Source organism: Pedobacter steynii (assembly GCF_001721645.1).
Taxonomy (GTDB): Bacteria; Bacteroidota; Bacteroidia; order Sphingobacteriales; family Sphingobacteriaceae; genus Pedobacter; species Pedobacter steynii_A.
Window position 1 is genome coordinate 1,055,762 of record NZ_CP017141.1, and the last position, 18,119, is coordinate 1,073,880.

The window sequence follows — 18,119 nt, forward strand, 5'->3', positions numbered from 1 at the left end:
GAAATCCAAAAAAACTGAAGATTTATGAATTATGGTTTAATGGCTGCATTGTCCGAAAGCCATGATTGGTCTTACGCGCCTTAACAAGAAAATTATTTTTTAATCAAAAAAGTGCTTTACAATCATGGATTCGATATATTCTTATATTATTTATTTTATTTACTAAAACTATTTGAAAAACAGAAATTAATTTATAAGTTTAGTTTAACTTAAAAAACCAAAAAAACATGAAAAATCTAAACGTGCTTGGAAGAGCAGAAATGAAACAAGTAAAAGGAGGAAGGGTTGCTAAAGACCTATGTGTATTAACAGTAACTTATGCTAACGGTGGTGTTGGCAGTGGTGATTATGTTACAGATGATGCCAATGCTTTATGTGTACATTGGATTACTACCGGTCAGGTAGCCCAATGTGGATATGACTGTGCGGCTGATGGCTGGGGCCATTAAAATTTAACTCTTTCTTGCCCTAAATATTTAGGGCAAGAATTTACATATAGAATATGAAGCTATATTTAATCTCCTTTATACTGCTTTTTAATTTCCTGGAAAAATGTAGCAGTACTCCTAGAATTTCTGATCACATTACCATCAATATACACCTAAAACCTCAAAATGTTATGAGATTGAGGTATTATGATGACTTCTTAGTAGAAAAAGTATTATCGTTCAGAAATGCATCAGAAAAAGACAGTGTGTTAACAGAAAAGATTTACTCAGACCATATCCTTGAAGTAAAGTATAGTGTGATGGATGCGGCAGCGAATAAAGAGTATTTCAATGTACTATATCTGAAAAAAGGTGACAGTATCAATATCGCACTGGAAGAGTTCCGACTTAAAAACCTCACTGACAATCAATTTTTATTTGTAAGTGATTTTTTAGACGTCAACAGTTCCATTTTCAGACATGCAGATATTACAAAGGGGTTAAAAGATCAGATGAACTCGAACAGGATCACGTTAAGAGCTAACCTGACAAAAATAGATTCTTTATTGGCACACAAAAAAATAACTGATTCTGTTGCAGGTTTATGGAAAGAGGTTTCAAATAACTTCTATTATTTAAAGCAATCGAGATTAAACTATACTTCCAATCCCAAAGACTTAGACACCCTGGTATCGGACCTGAAATCAGCATTGGCGAAGAAAACAAATATCAATTCTACTTTTTTGAGTCAGGCAATTGTTGTAGTAGCCAATTATAATAAGACACATACGAACCTGAATGACAACTTAAATACTTTTGTCAAAGAGGTGATCAATATTAATACAGAAAAAAGATACAAAGCCGGAGTTGCTTTTCAGGCACTCAAAACTTTTCCGGAGAAAAAATCGTCGCTTTACCTGGAAACCTATAACCTATTTAAAAACAAGCTTAATGATTCGGCCTTTATGGCCAAAAGCTATGCAAATGAAATTATTCCTATTCAAAAGTCTTTTGACCAGGCAGCAATCAAATTAACAACTCCCGGTAAAGCATCTTTAACACTTGCCGATATTTTCAGGAATAACAAGGGAAAAGTAATCGTGTTTGATCTTTGGGCAAGCTGGTGCGTTCCATGCATTGCTGAGTTTCCTTATCTGGAAAAAACTAAGGCCAGACTGGCTACAAAAAATATTTCCTTTATAGGTATTGGCTTAGATAAGGATATTAAAGAAAAAGATTGGAAAGACATTTTAGCAAAGTCTAAAGTGAGCACTAAAAACCAGTTTCGGGTTATTGAGCGATCAAATAAACTAATCAGTCAATTGTATAGAATAGAAACGATACCCCGTTATCTGGTTTTCAATACCAATGGAATGCTGGTTAACGATCATTTTTTAAAGCCATCTGATAAAAATTTTGAACAGCGGCTTTTAATGTATATCCAGCCTAAAAAGGATTAGCAAAAACACTCCTCCAATTCTATTTAAAAGGAAGCGGTTTCGGAGAAGGAATAAACTACAAATCAGGAACGAAAAGAGGAAATAAATTCTTAAATCTGTCTAAATCGTGTCACGAAAATTCCCAACAATTGTTAGGATGAAATTTATTTTTCCCTAAAATCATACTTTAAATCGTTTAAACCTACTTTTTAACTTTTCGAGTCTAAAAAGTGCCTACATTTGTTAATTAGGCACTTTTTGTTACATTTGGCTACACCAAATTATAGAATTTATGTATCAACTAACTGTAGCTCCGGATCAGGTAAATGAAACTTTAAGTAAACACATTTTAGCCGATGGTTTCGACCTTACCTATGATATGGAACAAAGCCAGGGGGCTTATATTTACGACTCTAAATACAAGCGTAATTTACTGGATTTCTTTACTTGTTTTGCTTCTGTCCCACTAGGATATAACCATCCTAAAATGATCAATGATGAAGCCTTTAAAAAGAACCTTTTATTGGCTGCATTGTCCAACCCTTCGAACTCCGATGTTTATACACAGCAATATGCCCAATTCGTAGATACCTTCTCCAAAGTTGGAATTCCTGATTACCTGCCTCATGCCTTTTTCATTGCTGGTGGTGCACTAGCGGTTGAGAATGCAATCAAAGTGGCAATGGACTGGAAAGTTCAAAAAAACTTTGCCAAAGGAATAAAAGAAGAAAAAGGATTCAAAGTACTGCATTTTGAAAAAGCTTTCCATGGCAGGACCGGATATACGCTGAGTTTAACCAACACACTACCCGATAAAACTAAATGGTTTGCAAAGTTCGACTGGCCAAGGGTATCTGTACCAACTGTGAAGTTTCCCTTACAGGACGAAAACCTAAAAAAGGCTATCGATACAGAGGAAGCATCTATCGCACAGATCAAACAGGCCTTTGCAGACAATAAAGATGAAATCTGCGCCATCATTGTGGAGCCAATCCAGTCTGAAGGTGGAGATAACCATTTACGCGAAGAGTTTTTAATCCAGTTAAAAACCATCGCCGATGAGAATGATGCCTTCCTGATATACGATGAAGTACAGACAGGCGTTGGATTAACCGGTAAATTCTGGTGTCACCAGCATTTCAGTGAAAAAGCACGTCCTGATATCGTTGCTTTTGGTAAAAAGATGCAGGTATGCGGAATTCTGGTAGGCAATAAAGTAGATCAGGTAGAAGGCAATGTATTTAATGTTCCTTCAAGGATTAATTCTACCTGGGGCGGTAACCTTGTGGATATGGTACGCTCTTCACAGATTCTGCAGATCATCCATGATGATAAATTATGTGATCACGCTGCAACTATCGGTCAGTATTTAAAAGAAAATCTGGAGCAGCTTGCTCAGAAACATGATAAAATCACTAATGTAAGAGGTAAAGGTTTACTTTGCGCCTTTGACTTTCCGAGTAAAGAAATGCGTAATGCATTTATCCAGAAAGGGATGGACAACAATGTGATGTTCCTGGGTTGTGGAAATCAAACCATCCGCTTCAGGCCAGCACTTTGTATTGAGAAAAAACACATTGATGAGGGACTTGCAGCAATGGAGAAAATTTTGCCTGCGTTATAATGAACAAAAAGAAGTCTAATATTATCCTGTGTATAGTTGTTTTGTTGTTAATCGGATGGATGCTGAAAGGCACTTTTACCCAGCCAGGCATCGACCATCTGAAAGGAGAATTTACCGAGATTGCGCATTATCGCAACGACAACAATACCGGACCGATCCAGCATGTTTTTGCAGTGACGGTTAAGGATACCCTATGGTCTGAGATGGAGACTTATGGTAATTTCAAACCTCATCATAAAGGGGGAAATACCAAGGTATATTTTTTCCTAAAAGGCAGTAAGGTTCCTGAGCAGCTGACAGCAGGGAAAATAAACTTCGACCCTTCTTATAATCATTCTTGTATTGCCCTTTACGAAAAGAGCGCAATGGGCAATACAAGTCTTAGCAAAAAACCGTTCAAATAATAATATTTACACAAAGGCAGAAAAGCCCGTGATGGCCCTGCCTACAATCAGGGTATTGATCTCTTTAGTTCCTTCATAAGAATAAATAGCTTCCGCATCTGCTACAAAGCGGGCTACATCATATTCCAGCAAAATCCCATTTCCGCCCATTACTTCCCTTGCCCTGCTTACCACATCTCTGGTGCGCATAGAACAGAATACTTTTGCCAGCGAAGCATGTTCATCTGTAAGCAGGTTCTGGTCCTGTAACTGGGATAAGCGAAAGCACAGTGTTTGCATGGCAGTGAGGTTAGACAGCATTTCAACAAGGTGGTTTTGAATGAGCTGGAAAGAAGCAATAGGCTTTCCGAATTGTTTTCTGGTACGCGTATAGTGCAACGCGCTCTCATAAGCTCCTCTGGCGCAACCTACGGCCTGCCAGGCCACTCCTGCCCTGGTCATCTTGAGCACTTTGGCTGTATCTTTGAAAGAATTGGCATTTTGTAACCGGTCTTCTTCATCCACCTCACAATTGGTCAGAGTAATCAATCCATTCTGCACAATACGCAAGGCCATTTTATCCTCCATCTTCTCTACCACAAAACCTGTTGTCCCCTTACGCACCAGAAATCCTTTCACTTCCTGGTCATCCAGATCCCTCGCCCAGATGATGGTGACGTCCGAAAAGGTGGAGTTTCCAATCCACTTTTTCTGCCCGTTCAGTATCCATTTACTGCCAATACGTTTTGCCGTAGTGGTTAATCCTCCCGCTACTCCTGAACCCACTTCTGGTTCTGTCAGGCCAAATGCGCCAATTGTTTTCATTTGCTGCATATCAGGCAACCACTGCTGTTTTTGTGCTTCTGATCCCAGGAGATAGATAGAGCCCATGGCCAATCCACTTTGCACGCCAAAAAAAGTAGACATTGAGGTATCCACCCTCGCCATTTCCATGGCCAGTATACCTTCCATCAGGTTTGACTTATTGGGGCAGCCATAACCTTCGTAAGTAAGGCCACAGATATTGAGCGCTGCTATACCCGGAATGAGTTCAAAAGGGAATTCCGCTTTCAGCCAGTATTTATTCACTACCGGTTTCACTTCTTTTTCCAGAAATGCCCTGACCTTTAATTGTAAGGCACGGTCTTCCTCACTCAGCGCTTCATCACCGAGATGATAAAAATCCCCTTCTATCGGAGGAAGTTCTCTTTTTTTATGAGGACCGTCCATCATTTTCATCAGTCCCTGTAACTGAGTCTCATCAAGATTCGATACGGAATTTACAATTTTCGGCAGGTCTACCTTTTTAGAAAGTGCTTCCAGTTTCTGAAAATCTACACTTTTAAAAAGAGTATATGCATTTTTTAGGGAAGAAAAGATATTGGCCATGTTTTGCTGTTTCTATTAAAAACAGCAAAACAGACATTTTGTTGGCGGAGCGGCGAAAAGCTGCCCTGCAATAACCTAACTCAGGTTAAAAAGATCATTTACGCCCAATAGTTTACGACAGGTAAATCCTTCACCATACGTTGCTCCTATAGATTTTCCGAATTCCCGGGCACGACCGATTACACTATCAAAAAATTCAGGTGAGGAGATATAGGTTTCGGCTTCTTCATGATCCGGGTTAAAAAACTGCGTTCTGAAGGCTTTGATCGAGTCTATTTTGGTTTGGATGTAAGGAGTAATGTCTATGATGATATCGGGTTCAATATAACGATCCTGAATGTATTGAAGTACCAGACGCGGCCTCCAGGCCTCCTGCGCCTGTCCATCGAGACTGGTAGAGATTTTAGACAGGCCCGATAAAAAACAAGCATCATTAGCCAGGTCACCTGCCCGTCCATGATCCGGATGACGATCATCCAGGGCGTTGCTAAGGACAATTTCCGGTTGATACTTGCGGATCATTCTGATCACTTCCAGCTTATGTGCTTCATCATTCGCAAAGAATCCATCTTTAAAGCGCAGATTTTCCCGGGCATGGAGTCCTAATATTTTTGCAGAATCTGCAGCTTCTTCATCCCTGATTTCTGCAGAACCACGGGTTCCTAATTCTCCTCTGGTAAAATCAACAATTCCTACTTTTTTCCCCATTGCAATATGTTTGGCAATAGTTCCGGAACATCCTAATTCTGCATCGTCCGGATGAACGGCAAGGACTAATATATCTAACTTCATCATGTTATTTAAATGGTTTTGGGCCTAGCCCAGACGTTGTATTTTTTTCTTCACTTTGGAAGACAAAGGTTTGGTGAAAGGGAAGAAATAATCTACTACTTCTCCTTTTTTATTCACCAGGTATTTATGGAAGTTCCACCTTGGAGTGGAAGTCAGTTTGCCGTTGAGCTTCTTATCGGCCAAAAACTTAAACAGCGGGTGTGCATGCTCACCTCTGACCATAATTTTCTCAAAAACGGGAAACTGAACGCCATAATTCAATTCGCAAAAAGAATGAATCTCTTCGCCCTCCAGCGGCTCCTGTCTGCCGAAATCATTGGATGGAAAAGCAAGCACTTCAAAATCTTCATTTTTAAGCTCTTCCCTTAGCTCCTGCAACTCCTTTAACTGAGGAGCAAAGCCACATGCAGAAGCGATGTTTACAATTAATAAGTTTTTGTTTTTAAAGTCAGAAAGTTTCTTTTCTGTTCCATTGATCAATTTTACCTTAAACTGGTGCACACTTTTCGAGTTATCAGACATATTTTATTGGTAAAACCCGGAAGAAAGAATGATGGACTCAATGTCCCTTTCTTCCGATGGGTTGTATTTACTTTTGAGATTGTGGCCTACAACTCTGGCCACAGATTGATATAAAAATGCGGTGATTCCACCTTTGGTTTCCTTAACAATTTCGTAGGTAGTCCTCCCCAGCTCCCGGTCGATCAGTTTGGTTAAGATCTGGCCCTGGGAAATGGTGAGCTCTTTGATTTCGCGGTTAAACATGTCTTTGATTTCCTTATCACACTGTTTAACCAATTTCTTTTGTAGCTTTTTGTCCTCGGCTAATGCCAGGTCCTTCTCCAGCTGTTCATACCTTCTTTTTGCATATAAGGCATAAGGCATCACTTTCATGACATTGTAACGCAAGCGATTATAGGCTGCGCGCTCCTCAGGGCTTTTGAATATTCTATAACCGTAAATCACCACTTCATTTAGCGGGATCCAGGGGATCATTTCTCCATCTTCATTGGTAGAGGCTACCCGAATCGTGTCATTCTTTCCCAGAACGGGAAATTTCACTTTCACAGGGCTTTGCTGCGCTTTGGCAGAAGCACCTGTAATAATGACAATTGACAGAAAAAATAACCTGTAAAATTTCATAAATTTATACCTCTTACATTTAAGGCTAAAATAATTATATTAGTTTTATTTCATGTCTAAGATAATCTTTTAAGAACAAATCGCCATCATCTTGACGTAAATAATACAAATGAAACCGGCATCATTTGAAACCGGCAGCTGATCAGAACGCAAGCTGAATTCGCTTATATGAAAAACTTAAATTTGGAGGAATTATTGCATATACTAACATGATCTTTACAAAAAGCTTATATTAACAAAAGTATCCGGAAAATGGGCTGGCAATTGCGTAAATTCGTAGGTTCCTTTGCCATTTGAACAAGAATAACCGACAAAATAGCAGATTAAGACAAAACACCATATATATTGATGAAGAACACATTAGTGATTGATTTAGAAGCAGAGAAGCAAGAGATATTAAAGCGATACCGTGCGCTTTTGCGTGCCTGTAAGCCAACACTTCAAAGGGGGGATAAAAAAGAAATCCGGAAAGCATTTGACATGGCCCTGGAAAGCCATAAAAATATGCGTAGAAAATCAGGAGAGCCTTATATCTACCACCCTATTGCTGTTGCACAGATTGCCGCGGAAGAAATCGGACTGGGAACCACTTCGATAGTATGTGCTTTACTACATGATGTGGTAGAAGATACTGACATCACATTAGAGGATATTGAGCGGGAGTTTGGAAAAAAAACGGCAAAGATCATTGATGGCCTGACGAAAATATCCGGTGTTTTTGACTATAACAGTTCTTTACAGGCAGAAAATTTCCGGAAGATGCTGCTGACGCTGGCAGACGATGTACGGGTGATCCTGATCAAGCTGGCAGACCGGTTACACAATATGCGGACGATGGACTTTATGCCGAGGCAAAAGCAATTAAAAATTGCTTCGGAAACCATTTATCTGTACGCTCCCCTGGCCCACCGCCTGGGCTTATATGCGATTAAATCTGAGCTGGAAGACCTTTCCATGAAATATCTGGAACCAGACACCTATAAATACATTGCGACTCAGCTGAATGAGAAAAAAGCTGAACGGACCTTATTCATTAAGAGATTCGTGGAGCCGATCAACGAGATTCTGGCAGAACAGGGATTAACGGCCGATATTTACGGGCGTCCAAAATCCATCCACTCGATTTGGAACAAAATGAAGAGTAAGAATATTCCTTTTGATGAGGTTTATGATCTTTTTGCCATCAGGATTATTCTGGATAGCAATCCGGAAAACGAAAAAGCGGATTGCTGGAAGGCCTATTCTATTGTAACGGATCTCTACCGTCCAAATCCTGACCGCCTGCGGGATTGGGTTTCCTCTCCTAAAGGGAATGGCTATGAATCCCTGCACACCACGGTAATGGGCCCTAAAGGACAGTGGGTAGAAGTTCAGATCCGGACCCAGAGAATGAATGAAATTGCGGAGAAGGGTTTTGCTGCACATTGGAAATATAAAGAATCTAGCAATGATAATGGTCTGGACCAATGGATCATGAAAGTGAGAGAGATGCTAAACAATCCTGAAGCTAACGCCCTGGACTTCCTGGATGATTTTAAAATGAATCTCTTCTCAGATGAAATCTTCATTTTTACGCCGAAAGGCGCTTTGCTCCAATTGCCATTGGGAGCGACCGCATTAGACTTTGCTTTTGAGATCCATACTGATGTAGGTGCCAAATGTATTGGCGCGAAGGTGAACCACAAGCTCGTTCCGCTCTCCTACAAATTACAAAACGGAGATCAGGTAGAAATCATCACCTCCAGTAAACAGACACCTAAGGAAGACTGGCTGAATACGGTGGTGACCGCAAAGGCTAAGTCTAAGATCAAATCATCTTTAAAAGAAGAGAAAAGGAAAATAGCTGAACAGGGAAAAGAAACCCTGGAACGCAAGCTGAAATCATTAAAAATTACCTACAATACAGATAACCTGAATAAGCTGACCTATTTCTTTAAACTGCCCTCTACACAGGAATTGTTTATCGGAGTTGCAAACGGCAAGATCGAACTGAAAGACCTGAAAGATTATCTGGCAAGTGAGAAAGAGATAGAAAACAGAGGTTCATCTGAAAAGAGCGACAATCAAAAGATTGAAGCGCTGTTGAGCAGGGTTAAAGGCCCTGAATCTGACATTTTACTAATCGGCGAAGATCTGCAAAAGATCGATTATACCCTCGCAGCCTGCTGTAACCCTATTCCCGGGGATGATGTATTTGGTTTTGTAACAGTTAATGAAGGAATCAAGATTCACCGTACCAACTGTCCCAATGCGGCACAACTGATGGCCAACTATGGTTACCGGGTGGTGAAAGCAAAATGGAACCGTCAGCAGGAACTCACATTCCTGACCGGACTGCACATTATCGGAATTGATGATGTAGGTTTGATCAATAACATTACCAAAGTAATTTCGGGAGATTTCAAGGTAAATATGCGTTCTATTACTGTCGACACAGATAATGGTATTTTTGACGGGTCAATTATGATCTTTGTAAATGATAAAGAGCACTTAGACAACCTGATCAAAAATCTGCTGGAAGTAAAAGGAGTAACAGGTGTCACCCGTTTTGATGCCTAAAAAAACGAATAAAACATACAGGTTTATATAAAAATTGGTACCTTTGAAAGGAGTTTAAAAACTATGTCTACAAACCACAACAGCGAGTTAGTAAGAAAAATATTCGAAGCTTATCTCGAAAATAAAAGTCTGAGAAAAACACCGGAACGTTTTGCCATCTTAGAAGAAATCTATTCCAGAGATGACCATTTCGATGTAGAGACCCTCTATATCCACATGAAAAATCAAAAGTATCGGGTAAGCAGGGCTACTGTGTACAATACTTTAGAGTTATTGGTATCATGTGATTTGGTGACCAAACATCAGTTTGGTAAAAACATGGCTCAGTTTGAAAAATCATATGGCTATCATCAGCATGACCATGTCATCTGCATTGACTGCGGTAAGGTAGTAGAATTCTGCGATCCCCGTATCCACCAGATTCAAAGTATGATTGGGGAACTGCTTAAATTTGACATCAAGCATCACTCTCTGAATCTATATGGCAGCTGTTTTGATTGTTCTGCAAAGCATGCGATGAACAACCAGACTGCCGATATTAAACATGCAAGTTAACATATCCAATTTAATATATTTCTATTCTTAAATTTAAATAATGACGCAAGTAGACGTGCTTCTGGGCCTGCAATGGGGCGATGAAGGCAAGGGAAAAATTGTTGATGTTCTAAGTCCGCAATATGATTTGATAGCTCGTTTTCAAGGCGGTCCGAATGCTGGACATACGTTAGAGTTTGATGGCAAAAAGTTCGTTTTAAATACCATACCATCAGGTATTTTTAACGAGAAAACAATGAACTTAATCGGTAATGGTGTGGTTATTGACCCGATCATTCTGAAAAGAGAGTTAGACAACCTTAAAGCAGCCGGCCATGATCCTGTAGCAAAAGGGAAACTGGTAATTGCCCGTAAAGCACATTTAATTCTGCCAAGCCACCAGGTTCTGGATGCGGCGAATGAACACAAAATGGGCAAGGATAAAATCGGTTCTACGTTAAAAGGAATTGGTCCGACTTATATGGACAAAACCGGACGTAATGGATTAAGAGTTGGTGACACTACCCTTCCTGACTTCAAAGACCGTTACAACAAACTGGTAGAGAAACACAAAGAGATTCTTGCTCATTATGATTTTGAATATGATCTGACAGAGAAAGAAGCTGCGTTTTTTGAAGCTATCGAGTTCATTAAAAGCATTCCTCATGTAGATAGTGAGCACTATGTAAATGGTTTCCTTAAAGAAGGAAAAACAGTATTGGCAGAAGGTGCACAGGGAACACTTCTGGATGTAGATTTCGGATCTTATCCATTTGTAACTTCTTCTAACACGACTACCGCCGGTGCTTGTACCGGTTTAGGTATTGCACCTAATAAAGTAGGCCATGTATATGGTATTTTCAAAGCTTATTGTACCCGTGTTGGTGGTGGTCCTTTTCCTACTGAACTGGACAATGAGATCGGAGAGAACCTTCGTCAGGTTGGTCACGAATTCGGTGCAACTACCGGCCGTGCCCGTCGTTGCGGATGGATTGATCTTCCGGCTTTAAAATATGCGATTATGTTGAATGGTGTTACTGAGCTGATCATGATGAAAGCTGATGTACTGGATGGTTTTGATACCATCTACGCATGTACTCATTATGAACACAATGGTGAGACCATTGATTACATGCCATATGACATCATTTCTGTAAAACCTACTCCGGTATTAAAAGCCATTGAAGGTTGGAAAACAGATGTAACCAAAGTAAATAAAGTAGCAGAAATTCCTGCGAAACTTGCAGACTATATCGCTTTCCTGGAGAAGGAGTTAGAAGTTCCTGTAAAATATCTTTCAGTTGGACCTGACAGGGTTCAGACTTTGGAATTGAACTAAGAAAGTTCTTTTCCAGCTATAAAACCGCCTCATGACCAGTTTATGAGGCGGTTTTTTGTTTACCTTTGCAGGTAAATGAGTAACCCCGATATTTCGTTATTTAAAAGCAAGGCAGTCCAATGGGCCAATTCTTTTGACGTCTGCTGCTGTCTGGATTCCAATAGCTATCTGGATCCCTTTGGAAAGTTTGACTTTATCCTGGCGGCGGGAGCTACACAAGTCTTAAGTAAACCATCAGGGCAGGCATTCGAAGCTTTGCAATCCTTTTATGAGATACACAAAACCTGGATGTTCGGTCTGTTTAGTTATGACCTTAAAAATGAACAGGAAGTGCTATATTCAAAAAACCCGGACGCCTTACATTTTCCGGACCTTTTCTTTTTCATTCCAGAATACCTGGTTGTCATAAAAAACGGGCACATAGAGGTGCTGCTGGGCCCCCCTGGAGTTCTGGAGCTGATTAATAGAACAGAACTGGCGAAACCGGTTAAAGGCAAAGCGTTAAATATCCGGCATAAGCTGGATAAACCTGCTTACCTGAAAAAGATAGCGGAACTCCAGCAGCACATCAGCAGAGGTGACATCTATGAAATCACCTATTGCCAGGAGTTTTTCGCGGAACATGCAGAAATAGACCCTTTGCAGGTGTTTAATAAATTAAATGCGGTATCTCCTACCCCATTTGCCGGCTATTTTAAGATTTACGACCAATATATTCTCTCTGCCAGCCCTGAACGTTTTCTATGTAAACGCGGGAATAAAATGATCTCTCAGCCCATAAAAGGTACGGCCAAGAGAAATGCAGATCCCTTAGTGGATGAGCAGCTGAAACTCAATTTGAGTAACAACAGCAAGGAACAGGCAGAGAATGTGATGATCGTTGACCTGGTTAGAAACGACCTTACGAAAAGTGCGGTAAAAGGCAGTGTGAAGGTCGAGGAACTGTTTGGCATTTATAGTTTCCCTCAGGTACATCAGATGATCTCCACCATCAGTTGTGAGTTAAATCCCGAACTACATTTTATAAAGGCAATCAAAAATACCTTTCCTATGGGCTCGATGACCGGCGCACCAAAAGTCAGGGCCATGGAACTGATTGAATCATCAGAATTGAGTAAACGGGGAGCCTATTCGGGCTCTATAGGATATATTAATCCGGATGCAGAATTCGATTTCAATGTGATCATCCGTACTATCCTTTATCAGCAAACAGCTCAATACCTCTCCTTTCAGGTAGGTGGCGCCATCACCTTTGCTGCAAATGCAAATGATGAGTATGAGGAATGTATGGTCAAAGCCTCTGCCATTATCCAGACCCTTGCACATTAAAAAAGGCCGTTAGTTGATTTACTAACGACCTCTGCGATTTTAGATTCCAAAAACTACCTGATTGGTTTACCGGTAGTGGAATTATAATATTTTTGTGCCTGAGGCAACAGTCTTTGAATCTGCGCAATTCTGGTTTCATCGGCAGGGTGCGTACTAAAAAATTCAGCTGGTTTCTGAGAACCTCTACTGGCTGCTGCCATTCTTTGCCAGAAAGAGACCGCTGTAGCTGGGTCATATCCCGCAATCGCCATAAAAGTAAGGCCTAAATTATCGGCTTCCAGCTCCTGTTTTCTGGAATTCGGCAAAAGGACAAATCCCTGAGCGCCCAATCCATAAGCCTGGCTGATCAATTCCTGTGTACCTGATGATTTACCACCTGTTGCTGCGCTCAGAATGCCACCACCAGCTTGCGCTAACGCTGCCTGAGAGGCACGCTCCGAGGAGTGTTGTGCAATAGCATGTGCAATTTCATGGCCCATTACGGTTGCCAGTCCGGCATCGTCTTTTGCTACCGGAAGTAAGCCGGTATAAACAGCCACCTTACCACCAGGCATACACCAGGCATTTACTTCTTTACTGTCTATCAGGTTGAATTCCCAGGCAAAGCCCTGAATCTGACTTGCATAACCATTGGCATTCATGTACTTGGTAATGGCTGCCTGAATACGTTGTCCAACACGTTTTACCCTTTGGGCATCCGCATTATTGAGCACTTTAGTTGAAGGACTTTTAATGAATTTACTGTATTCTAAAGAGGCTGCTCCCCTCATTTCACTTTCACTGATCAAGCTCAGTCTGCTGCGCCCTGTTAGCGGAACTGTGGAGCAGGAGGATATCGAAAACATCGCTGCCGCAGCAATGACTGTTAAATTTAAAGCTTTCATGAATTCTTTGTTTTAGTTGTTTTTCTTTTTAAACAGGTAAACTTTAGATTCTTTGCCTTTGAGGAGTCGTTCGAGGTTTTTCTGATGGGTAACCAGAATAAGGATGCATACACACATCCCATATAAAACTTCCGACTTGACCGAGGAATGAAATAAGAACACAATGCTCAGCGGGAACGTAAAGCCTGCCAATATAGAGCCAAGGGAAACATATTTCGTGGTCAATAATACGACTACAAAAACAAGAACGCAAAGCATCGCTGCAGGAAAGTTAACTGCCAAAATCATTCCAAAAAGTGTGGCCACCCCCTTCCCACCTCTGAATCCCGCAAATATTGGGAATAAATGCCCCATTACAGCAGTAACTCCAAGGGCAAGCTCATAGTTAATAAACTGAGAAGAATTCTGTGGACCGGTAACGGAGAGACCTATAAAGTAGGCAAGTTTAGTAGCGGTGTAGCCTTTGGCAATATCTATGGTCATTACAGCAAGGCCGGCACGTTTCCCCAATACCCTGAAAGTATTGGTTGCACCAGCGTTTCCACTCCCATATTCCCTTACGTCGACACCGTAAAATGCTTGTCCGAGCCATACCGCTGTCGGTATAGACCCAAATAGATAGGCTAAAATTACTGCTGATATAGAATAGACCGAAATCATTAACTACAATTATAGTAAAAAAACAGAATCAAATTCTGATGAATTATGGTTTTTAGCATGCTTTTAAGCTCATGTCTAAACTTTTGACAGAATGGGTTAAAGCCCCCATGGATACAAAATCTACCCCACATGCTGCATACTCGATAACATTTTCTTCAGTAATTCCACCTGAGGCTTCCGTAATAAACCGGCCATCAATGGTACTCACTGCTGCTCTCAGGTCGGCAAAGCTGAAATTATCCAGCATGATCCTGTCTACGCCTCCGGTAGTTAAAACATCATTTAACTCGGAAAGGTTTCTAACTTCGATCTCTATCTGCAGTTTTTTACCTTTATCTGTCAGGTATTGATTTGCAGCATTAATGGCGTTTGAAATTCCACCGGCATAATCTACGTGGTTATCCTTAATGAGGATCATGTCATATAACCCGATGCGGTGGTTTACACCGCCACCAATACGAACAGCCCATTTTTCCAGGTATCTTAAACCTGGTGTAGTTTTACGGGTATCTAATAATTTAGTAGAATAAGTAGCCAGCGACTTTACAATACGATTGGTTTTGGTTGCGATCCCGCTCATGCGCTGCATGCAGTTCAGCACCAGACGTTCAGCCAGTAAAATAGAATGTGTACTTCCTGAAACTGTAAGTGCGATATCGCCATATTTAACTTCAGCACCATCAGTAATCATTACGTCGATGATCAGTTGGGCATCGATATAATTGAAAATCTCTACTGCAAGCTCGACTCCTGCAATGATTCCATCCTCCTTAATCAGCAATTTAGCTTTGCCTTGTGCATTTGCAGGAATGGTAGAGAGTGAGGTATGATCTCCATCACCTAAATCTTCGGCGACAGCGTTCTTTATGAATTGATCTATGATTTGCTTATCCAAAACTTATAATTAAACCCAAAAATAGCATTTTTACTATTATTTATCCGGCTCTATTCTTAATTCTGTAATAAAAAAAGCATTGTTAGATTTTTTCATCGTTATAGAAACCCTGAATTTTCCGTTTTTAGTATGCAGGGAAAGAATGCCAAACCTAAAATTTGGATTTGCATTAATAAGGTGTATGACGGAAGATTTTACCGGAGGATATTTAGTAAAAAAGTTTCTTAAAATTTGTTCAGCCTGTGCTTTAGAGTAGACATCCTCCTCATCTATTATGATTAATTCCACAGAGGAAGAGAAATTTCCCGCCACATCTTTCGAGCTTCCATTTTTAAAGTAAGTCGATAGATTGTCAATAATATCGCTCTGCGTAGCAATGGAAGAAGAAAGGGAGGTAAAAAGAATCGTCAAAAAAAGTAAGGGCTTCATATTCTCTATATAGCTAATGTATCAGCATCACATAAATTATGCCACTAATGACCATTAGAAAAAAACAAAGATACTACAGAGGAATTACAATTTGCCTCAAAAAAAACACACAATAGGTTTATATTTGTTAGATATTAAAAAGAAATTCACTGATGAATCATAAAAAATTAGTCCTACTTATTCTTGATGGCTGGGGATATGGAAAACAAGACAAATCCGATGCAGCTTATGCCGCCAATACACCTTTCTTTGACTCTTTAATTAAAAACTACCCGAATTCTAAACTGGAAGCCTCAGGTGAAGCGGTGGGTTTACCTGCCGGACAAATGGGTAATTCAGAGGTTGGTCATATGAATTTAGGAGCAGGAAGAGTAGTTTATCAGGAATTAGGAAGAATTAATAAGGCGATTACAGACCGCAGCCTTCATCAGAATGAAGTACTGCTGGATGCCTTCAATTATGCGAAACAAAACAATAAAGCCGTCCATTTCATTGGATTAGTTTCTGATGGAGGTGTACACGCTCATATCAATCACCTGAAAGCTTTATGCGATGCTGCAACTGAACAAGGATTAAACGAAGTATTTGTCCATGCTTTTCTGGATGGCAGGGATACTGATCCAAATTCCGGTTTAAACTTTATCAAAGACCTGGAACATCACCTGGAAGGCAATACCGCTAAGGTTGCCAGTTTAATCGGCCGCTACTATGCGATGGACAGAGATTCCCGCTGGGAAAGGGTAAAGCTGGCTTACGATTTACTGACTAAAGGGATCGGACAGTCTACCAGCAATGCCGCACTTGCTATCGAACAATCTTATAGCGAAGGCATCACTGACGAGTTTATAAAGCCAATTGTGGTAAGCCAGCCTGATGGCAGTCCGGTTGCGACTATTCAACCAGACGATGTGGTGATCTGTTTCAACTATAGAACAGACAGGGGCAGGGAAATCACAGCTGTTTTGAGTCAGAATGACTATCCTGACTTCCAGATGCACAAACTGCCATTGTATTATGTGACCATGACCACCTATGACGAGAACTTTGAACATGTAAAAGTAATCTTCACAAAAGATGATCTTTCTGAAACATTAGGAGAAGTTCTGGAGAAAAATCATAAAAATCAGATTCGTATTGCAGAGACGGAAAAATACCCACATGTCACCTTCTTTTTCTCCGGAGGAAGAGAAGCGGAATTTGAGAATGAGAAAAGAATCCTGATTCCCTCGCCAAAGGTTGCCACCTACGACTTACAGCCAGAAATGAGTGCTGCTGGAATTACCGAGGCGATCAGTAAAGAGCTGGAAAGCGGTTGGGCTGACTTTGTTTGCCTGAACTTCGCAAACCCTGATATGGTGGGGCATACCGGTGTTTTCGAGGCTGTGGTTAAAGCGGTAGAAACTGCCGACAGCTGTGCGGAGATTGTGGTAAAAAAAGGTGTTGAAAACGGATATTCATTTATCATTCTTGCAGACCATGGAAATTCAGAATATATGGTGAACAATGATGGTTCTGTCAATACGGCGCATACCACCAATCTGGTTCCATGCATTTTGATAGACAATGATTATAAAACTGTGGCTGACGGGAAACTTGGCGATATCGCCCCTACTATTCTAAAAATAATGGGTATTCCGGCGCCGGCTATTATGACTGGTAATTGTCTGGTATAATGAGATACAATCATTTATTATGTGGTTTTCTTTTGTTGTGGTGTTATGGCTGTGGAGATTCCACAGTAACCACACAAAAGAATGCCCATTCTTATTTTAACCTGAAAGGCTATTTTGAACAGGAAGTCTTAAGGCTAAACCGCTCCAATCCAAAGGTCAGCAAAACAGTAACCGTTAATGGTTCTTCAGAAAGCAAAGAACTTCAGATTGCAGACTGGAAAAAGGAACTGTCTGTCTTTTCTGATGCAGATATCAACAGGGCTGCATGGAAAGGATTGTTTGAGGAGAAAAAATCTGCCGATCGGGAAGTATATACCTCCAACCAGGCGAAGGTACCGGTAAAGGAACTGACCGTGATCAAGCGAAACGGACAGCTATACGGCATTCAGATACTGATCAGAAATTCCAACAGCTTATACACTTCAGCTGACACCCTTAGCTACTACCCTGACAGTGTTTATGAAGTCAAAAAAACTCAGAACATCAGGCTGCTTTCGGAAAAGAATTACCGGGTTACCGGAAAATTTAAATAAACGGACTTCATCCGGCTTTTTACCCATCTGCTATTTATTGCAACTTACCTTTCCTCTGGCTCAGCTCCTGACCGGGAGGAAGGTGG

At 40.6% G+C, this 18,119-nt stretch carries 18 protein-coding genes; 10 read left to right on the top strand and 8 right to left on the bottom strand.

Annotated elements, in window-relative coordinates; all coding sequences use genetic code 11:
• Positions 1-227: 227 nt before the first annotated feature.
• The 4 genes from BFS30_RS04160 (at position 228) to BFS30_RS04175 (ending at position 3,895) form a co-directional block, all read left to right on the top strand.
• Positions 228-449: a hypothetical protein gene (locus BFS30_RS04160; RefSeq protein ID WP_069378114.1), complete on the top strand. Its 222-nt coding sequence runs from the start codon at positions 228-230 to the stop codon at positions 447-449.
• 53 nt (positions 450-502) lie between these two features.
• On the top strand, positions 503-1,888 hold the full coding sequence (locus BFS30_RS04165) for a TlpA family protein disulfide reductase (protein ID WP_069378115.1): 1,386 nt from the start codon (positions 503-505) through the stop codon (positions 1,886-1,888).
• A gap of 271 nt (positions 1,889-2,159) precedes the next feature.
• Positions 2,160-3,491 (top strand): L-lysine 6-transaminase, encoded by a 1,332-nt coding sequence (gene lat, locus BFS30_RS04170; RefSeq protein ID WP_083251957.1) that lies wholly within the window; start codon positions 2,160-2,162, stop codon positions 3,489-3,491.
• Positions 3,491-3,895 (top strand): hypothetical protein, encoded by a 405-nt coding sequence (locus BFS30_RS04175; protein WP_069378117.1) that lies wholly within the window; start codon positions 3,491-3,493, stop codon positions 3,893-3,895. The genes lat and BFS30_RS04175 overlap by 1 nt, the downstream gene beginning before the upstream one ends.
• Before the next feature lie 6 nt (positions 3,896-3,901).
• Here BFS30_RS04175 and BFS30_RS04180 read toward each other — a convergent pair whose 3' ends face one another.
• The 4 genes from BFS30_RS04180 to BFS30_RS04195 all read right to left on the bottom strand — a co-directional run bounded on the left by BFS30_RS04180 (position 3,902) and on the right by BFS30_RS04195 (position 7,198).
• A complete protein-coding gene (locus tag BFS30_RS04180) occupies positions 3,902-5,263 on the bottom strand; it encodes an acyl-CoA dehydrogenase family protein (RefSeq protein ID WP_069378118.1) in 1,362 nt (453 codons plus the stop codon).
• Between the two features lie 75 nt (positions 5,264-5,338).
• A complete protein-coding gene (gene bshB1 / locus BFS30_RS04185) occupies positions 5,339-6,055 on the bottom strand; it encodes a bacillithiol biosynthesis deacetylase BshB1 (protein ID WP_069382292.1) in 717 nt (238 codons plus the stop codon).
• 24 nt (positions 6,056-6,079) lie between these two features.
• On the bottom strand, positions 6,080-6,577 hold the full coding sequence (locus tag BFS30_RS04190; protein ID WP_069378119.1) for a glutathione peroxidase: 498 nt from the start codon (positions 6,575-6,577) through the stop codon (positions 6,080-6,082).
• Positions 6,578-6,580: 3 nt separating this feature from the next.
• Positions 6,581-7,198 carry a DUF4294 domain-containing protein gene (locus BFS30_RS04195; protein ID WP_069378120.1) on the bottom strand — a complete coding sequence of 206 codons (618 nt, stop codon included), beginning with the start codon at positions 7,196-7,198 and terminating at the stop codon, positions 6,581-6,583.
• Positions 7,199-7,546: 348 nt separating this feature from the next.
• Here BFS30_RS04195 and BFS30_RS04200 point away from each other — a divergent pair, with 348 nt between their 5' ends.
• The 4 genes from BFS30_RS04200 to BFS30_RS04215 all read left to right on the top strand — a co-directional run bounded on the left by BFS30_RS04200 (position 7,547) and on the right by BFS30_RS04215 (position 12,959).
• Complete coding sequence (locus BFS30_RS04200) at positions 7,547-9,757, top strand: RelA/SpoT family protein (RefSeq protein ID WP_069378121.1); 2,211 nt, start codon at positions 7,547-7,549, stop codon at positions 9,755-9,757.
• Between the two features lie 63 nt (positions 9,758-9,820).
• A complete protein-coding gene (locus BFS30_RS04205) occupies positions 9,821-10,312 on the top strand; it encodes a Fur family transcriptional regulator (protein WP_069378122.1) in 492 nt (163 codons plus the stop codon).
• A 40-nt stretch (positions 10,313-10,352) separates the two neighbouring features.
• Positions 10,353-11,630 (top strand): adenylosuccinate synthase, encoded by a 1,278-nt coding sequence (locus BFS30_RS04210; protein WP_069378123.1) that lies wholly within the window; start codon positions 10,353-10,355, stop codon positions 11,628-11,630.
• Positions 11,631-11,705: 75 nt separating this feature from the next.
• On the top strand, positions 11,706-12,959 hold the full coding sequence (locus BFS30_RS04215; protein WP_069378124.1) for an anthranilate synthase component I family protein: 1,254 nt from the start codon (positions 11,706-11,708) through the stop codon (positions 12,957-12,959).
• 53 nt (positions 12,960-13,012) lie between these two features.
• Here the strand turns inward: BFS30_RS04215 and BFS30_RS04220 are convergent, their stop codons facing one another.
• Genes BFS30_RS04220 through BFS30_RS04235 form a run of 4 tightly spaced genes read right to left on the bottom strand, consistent with a single transcriptional unit; the run spans position 13,013 to position 15,827 of the window.
• Entirely contained in the window at positions 13,013-13,843 is an 831-nt protein-coding gene (locus tag BFS30_RS04220) for a M48 family metallopeptidase (protein ID WP_069378125.1), read from the bottom strand.
• A 12-nt stretch (positions 13,844-13,855) separates the two neighbouring features.
• Complete coding sequence (gene plsY, locus BFS30_RS04225; RefSeq protein ID WP_069378126.1) at positions 13,856-14,503, bottom strand: glycerol-3-phosphate 1-O-acyltransferase PlsY; 648 nt, start codon at positions 14,501-14,503, stop codon at positions 13,856-13,858.
• A gap of 52 nt (positions 14,504-14,555) precedes the next feature.
• Positions 14,556-15,398 carry a carboxylating nicotinate-nucleotide diphosphorylase gene (gene nadC / locus BFS30_RS04230; RefSeq protein ID WP_069378127.1) on the bottom strand — a complete coding sequence of 281 codons (843 nt, stop codon included), beginning with the start codon at positions 15,396-15,398 and terminating at the stop codon, positions 14,556-14,558.
• Positions 15,399-15,434: 36 nt separating this feature from the next.
• Complete coding sequence (locus tag BFS30_RS04235) at positions 15,435-15,827, bottom strand: DUF4783 domain-containing protein (protein ID WP_069378128.1); 393 nt, start codon at positions 15,825-15,827, stop codon at positions 15,435-15,437.
• Positions 15,828-15,979: 152 nt separating this feature from the next.
• Here BFS30_RS04235 and gpmI point away from each other — a divergent pair, with 152 nt between their 5' ends.
• Complete coding sequence (gene gpmI, locus BFS30_RS04240; RefSeq protein WP_069378129.1) at positions 15,980-17,500, top strand: 2,3-bisphosphoglycerate-independent phosphoglycerate mutase; 1,521 nt, start codon at positions 15,980-15,982, stop codon at positions 17,498-17,500.
• Positions 17,500-18,033 (top strand): hypothetical protein, encoded by a 534-nt coding sequence (locus BFS30_RS04245; RefSeq protein WP_069378130.1) that lies wholly within the window; start codon positions 17,500-17,502, stop codon positions 18,031-18,033. Before gpmI ends, BFS30_RS04245 begins: the two co-directional genes overlap by 1 nt.
• Positions 18,034-18,119: the final 86 nt, after the last annotated feature.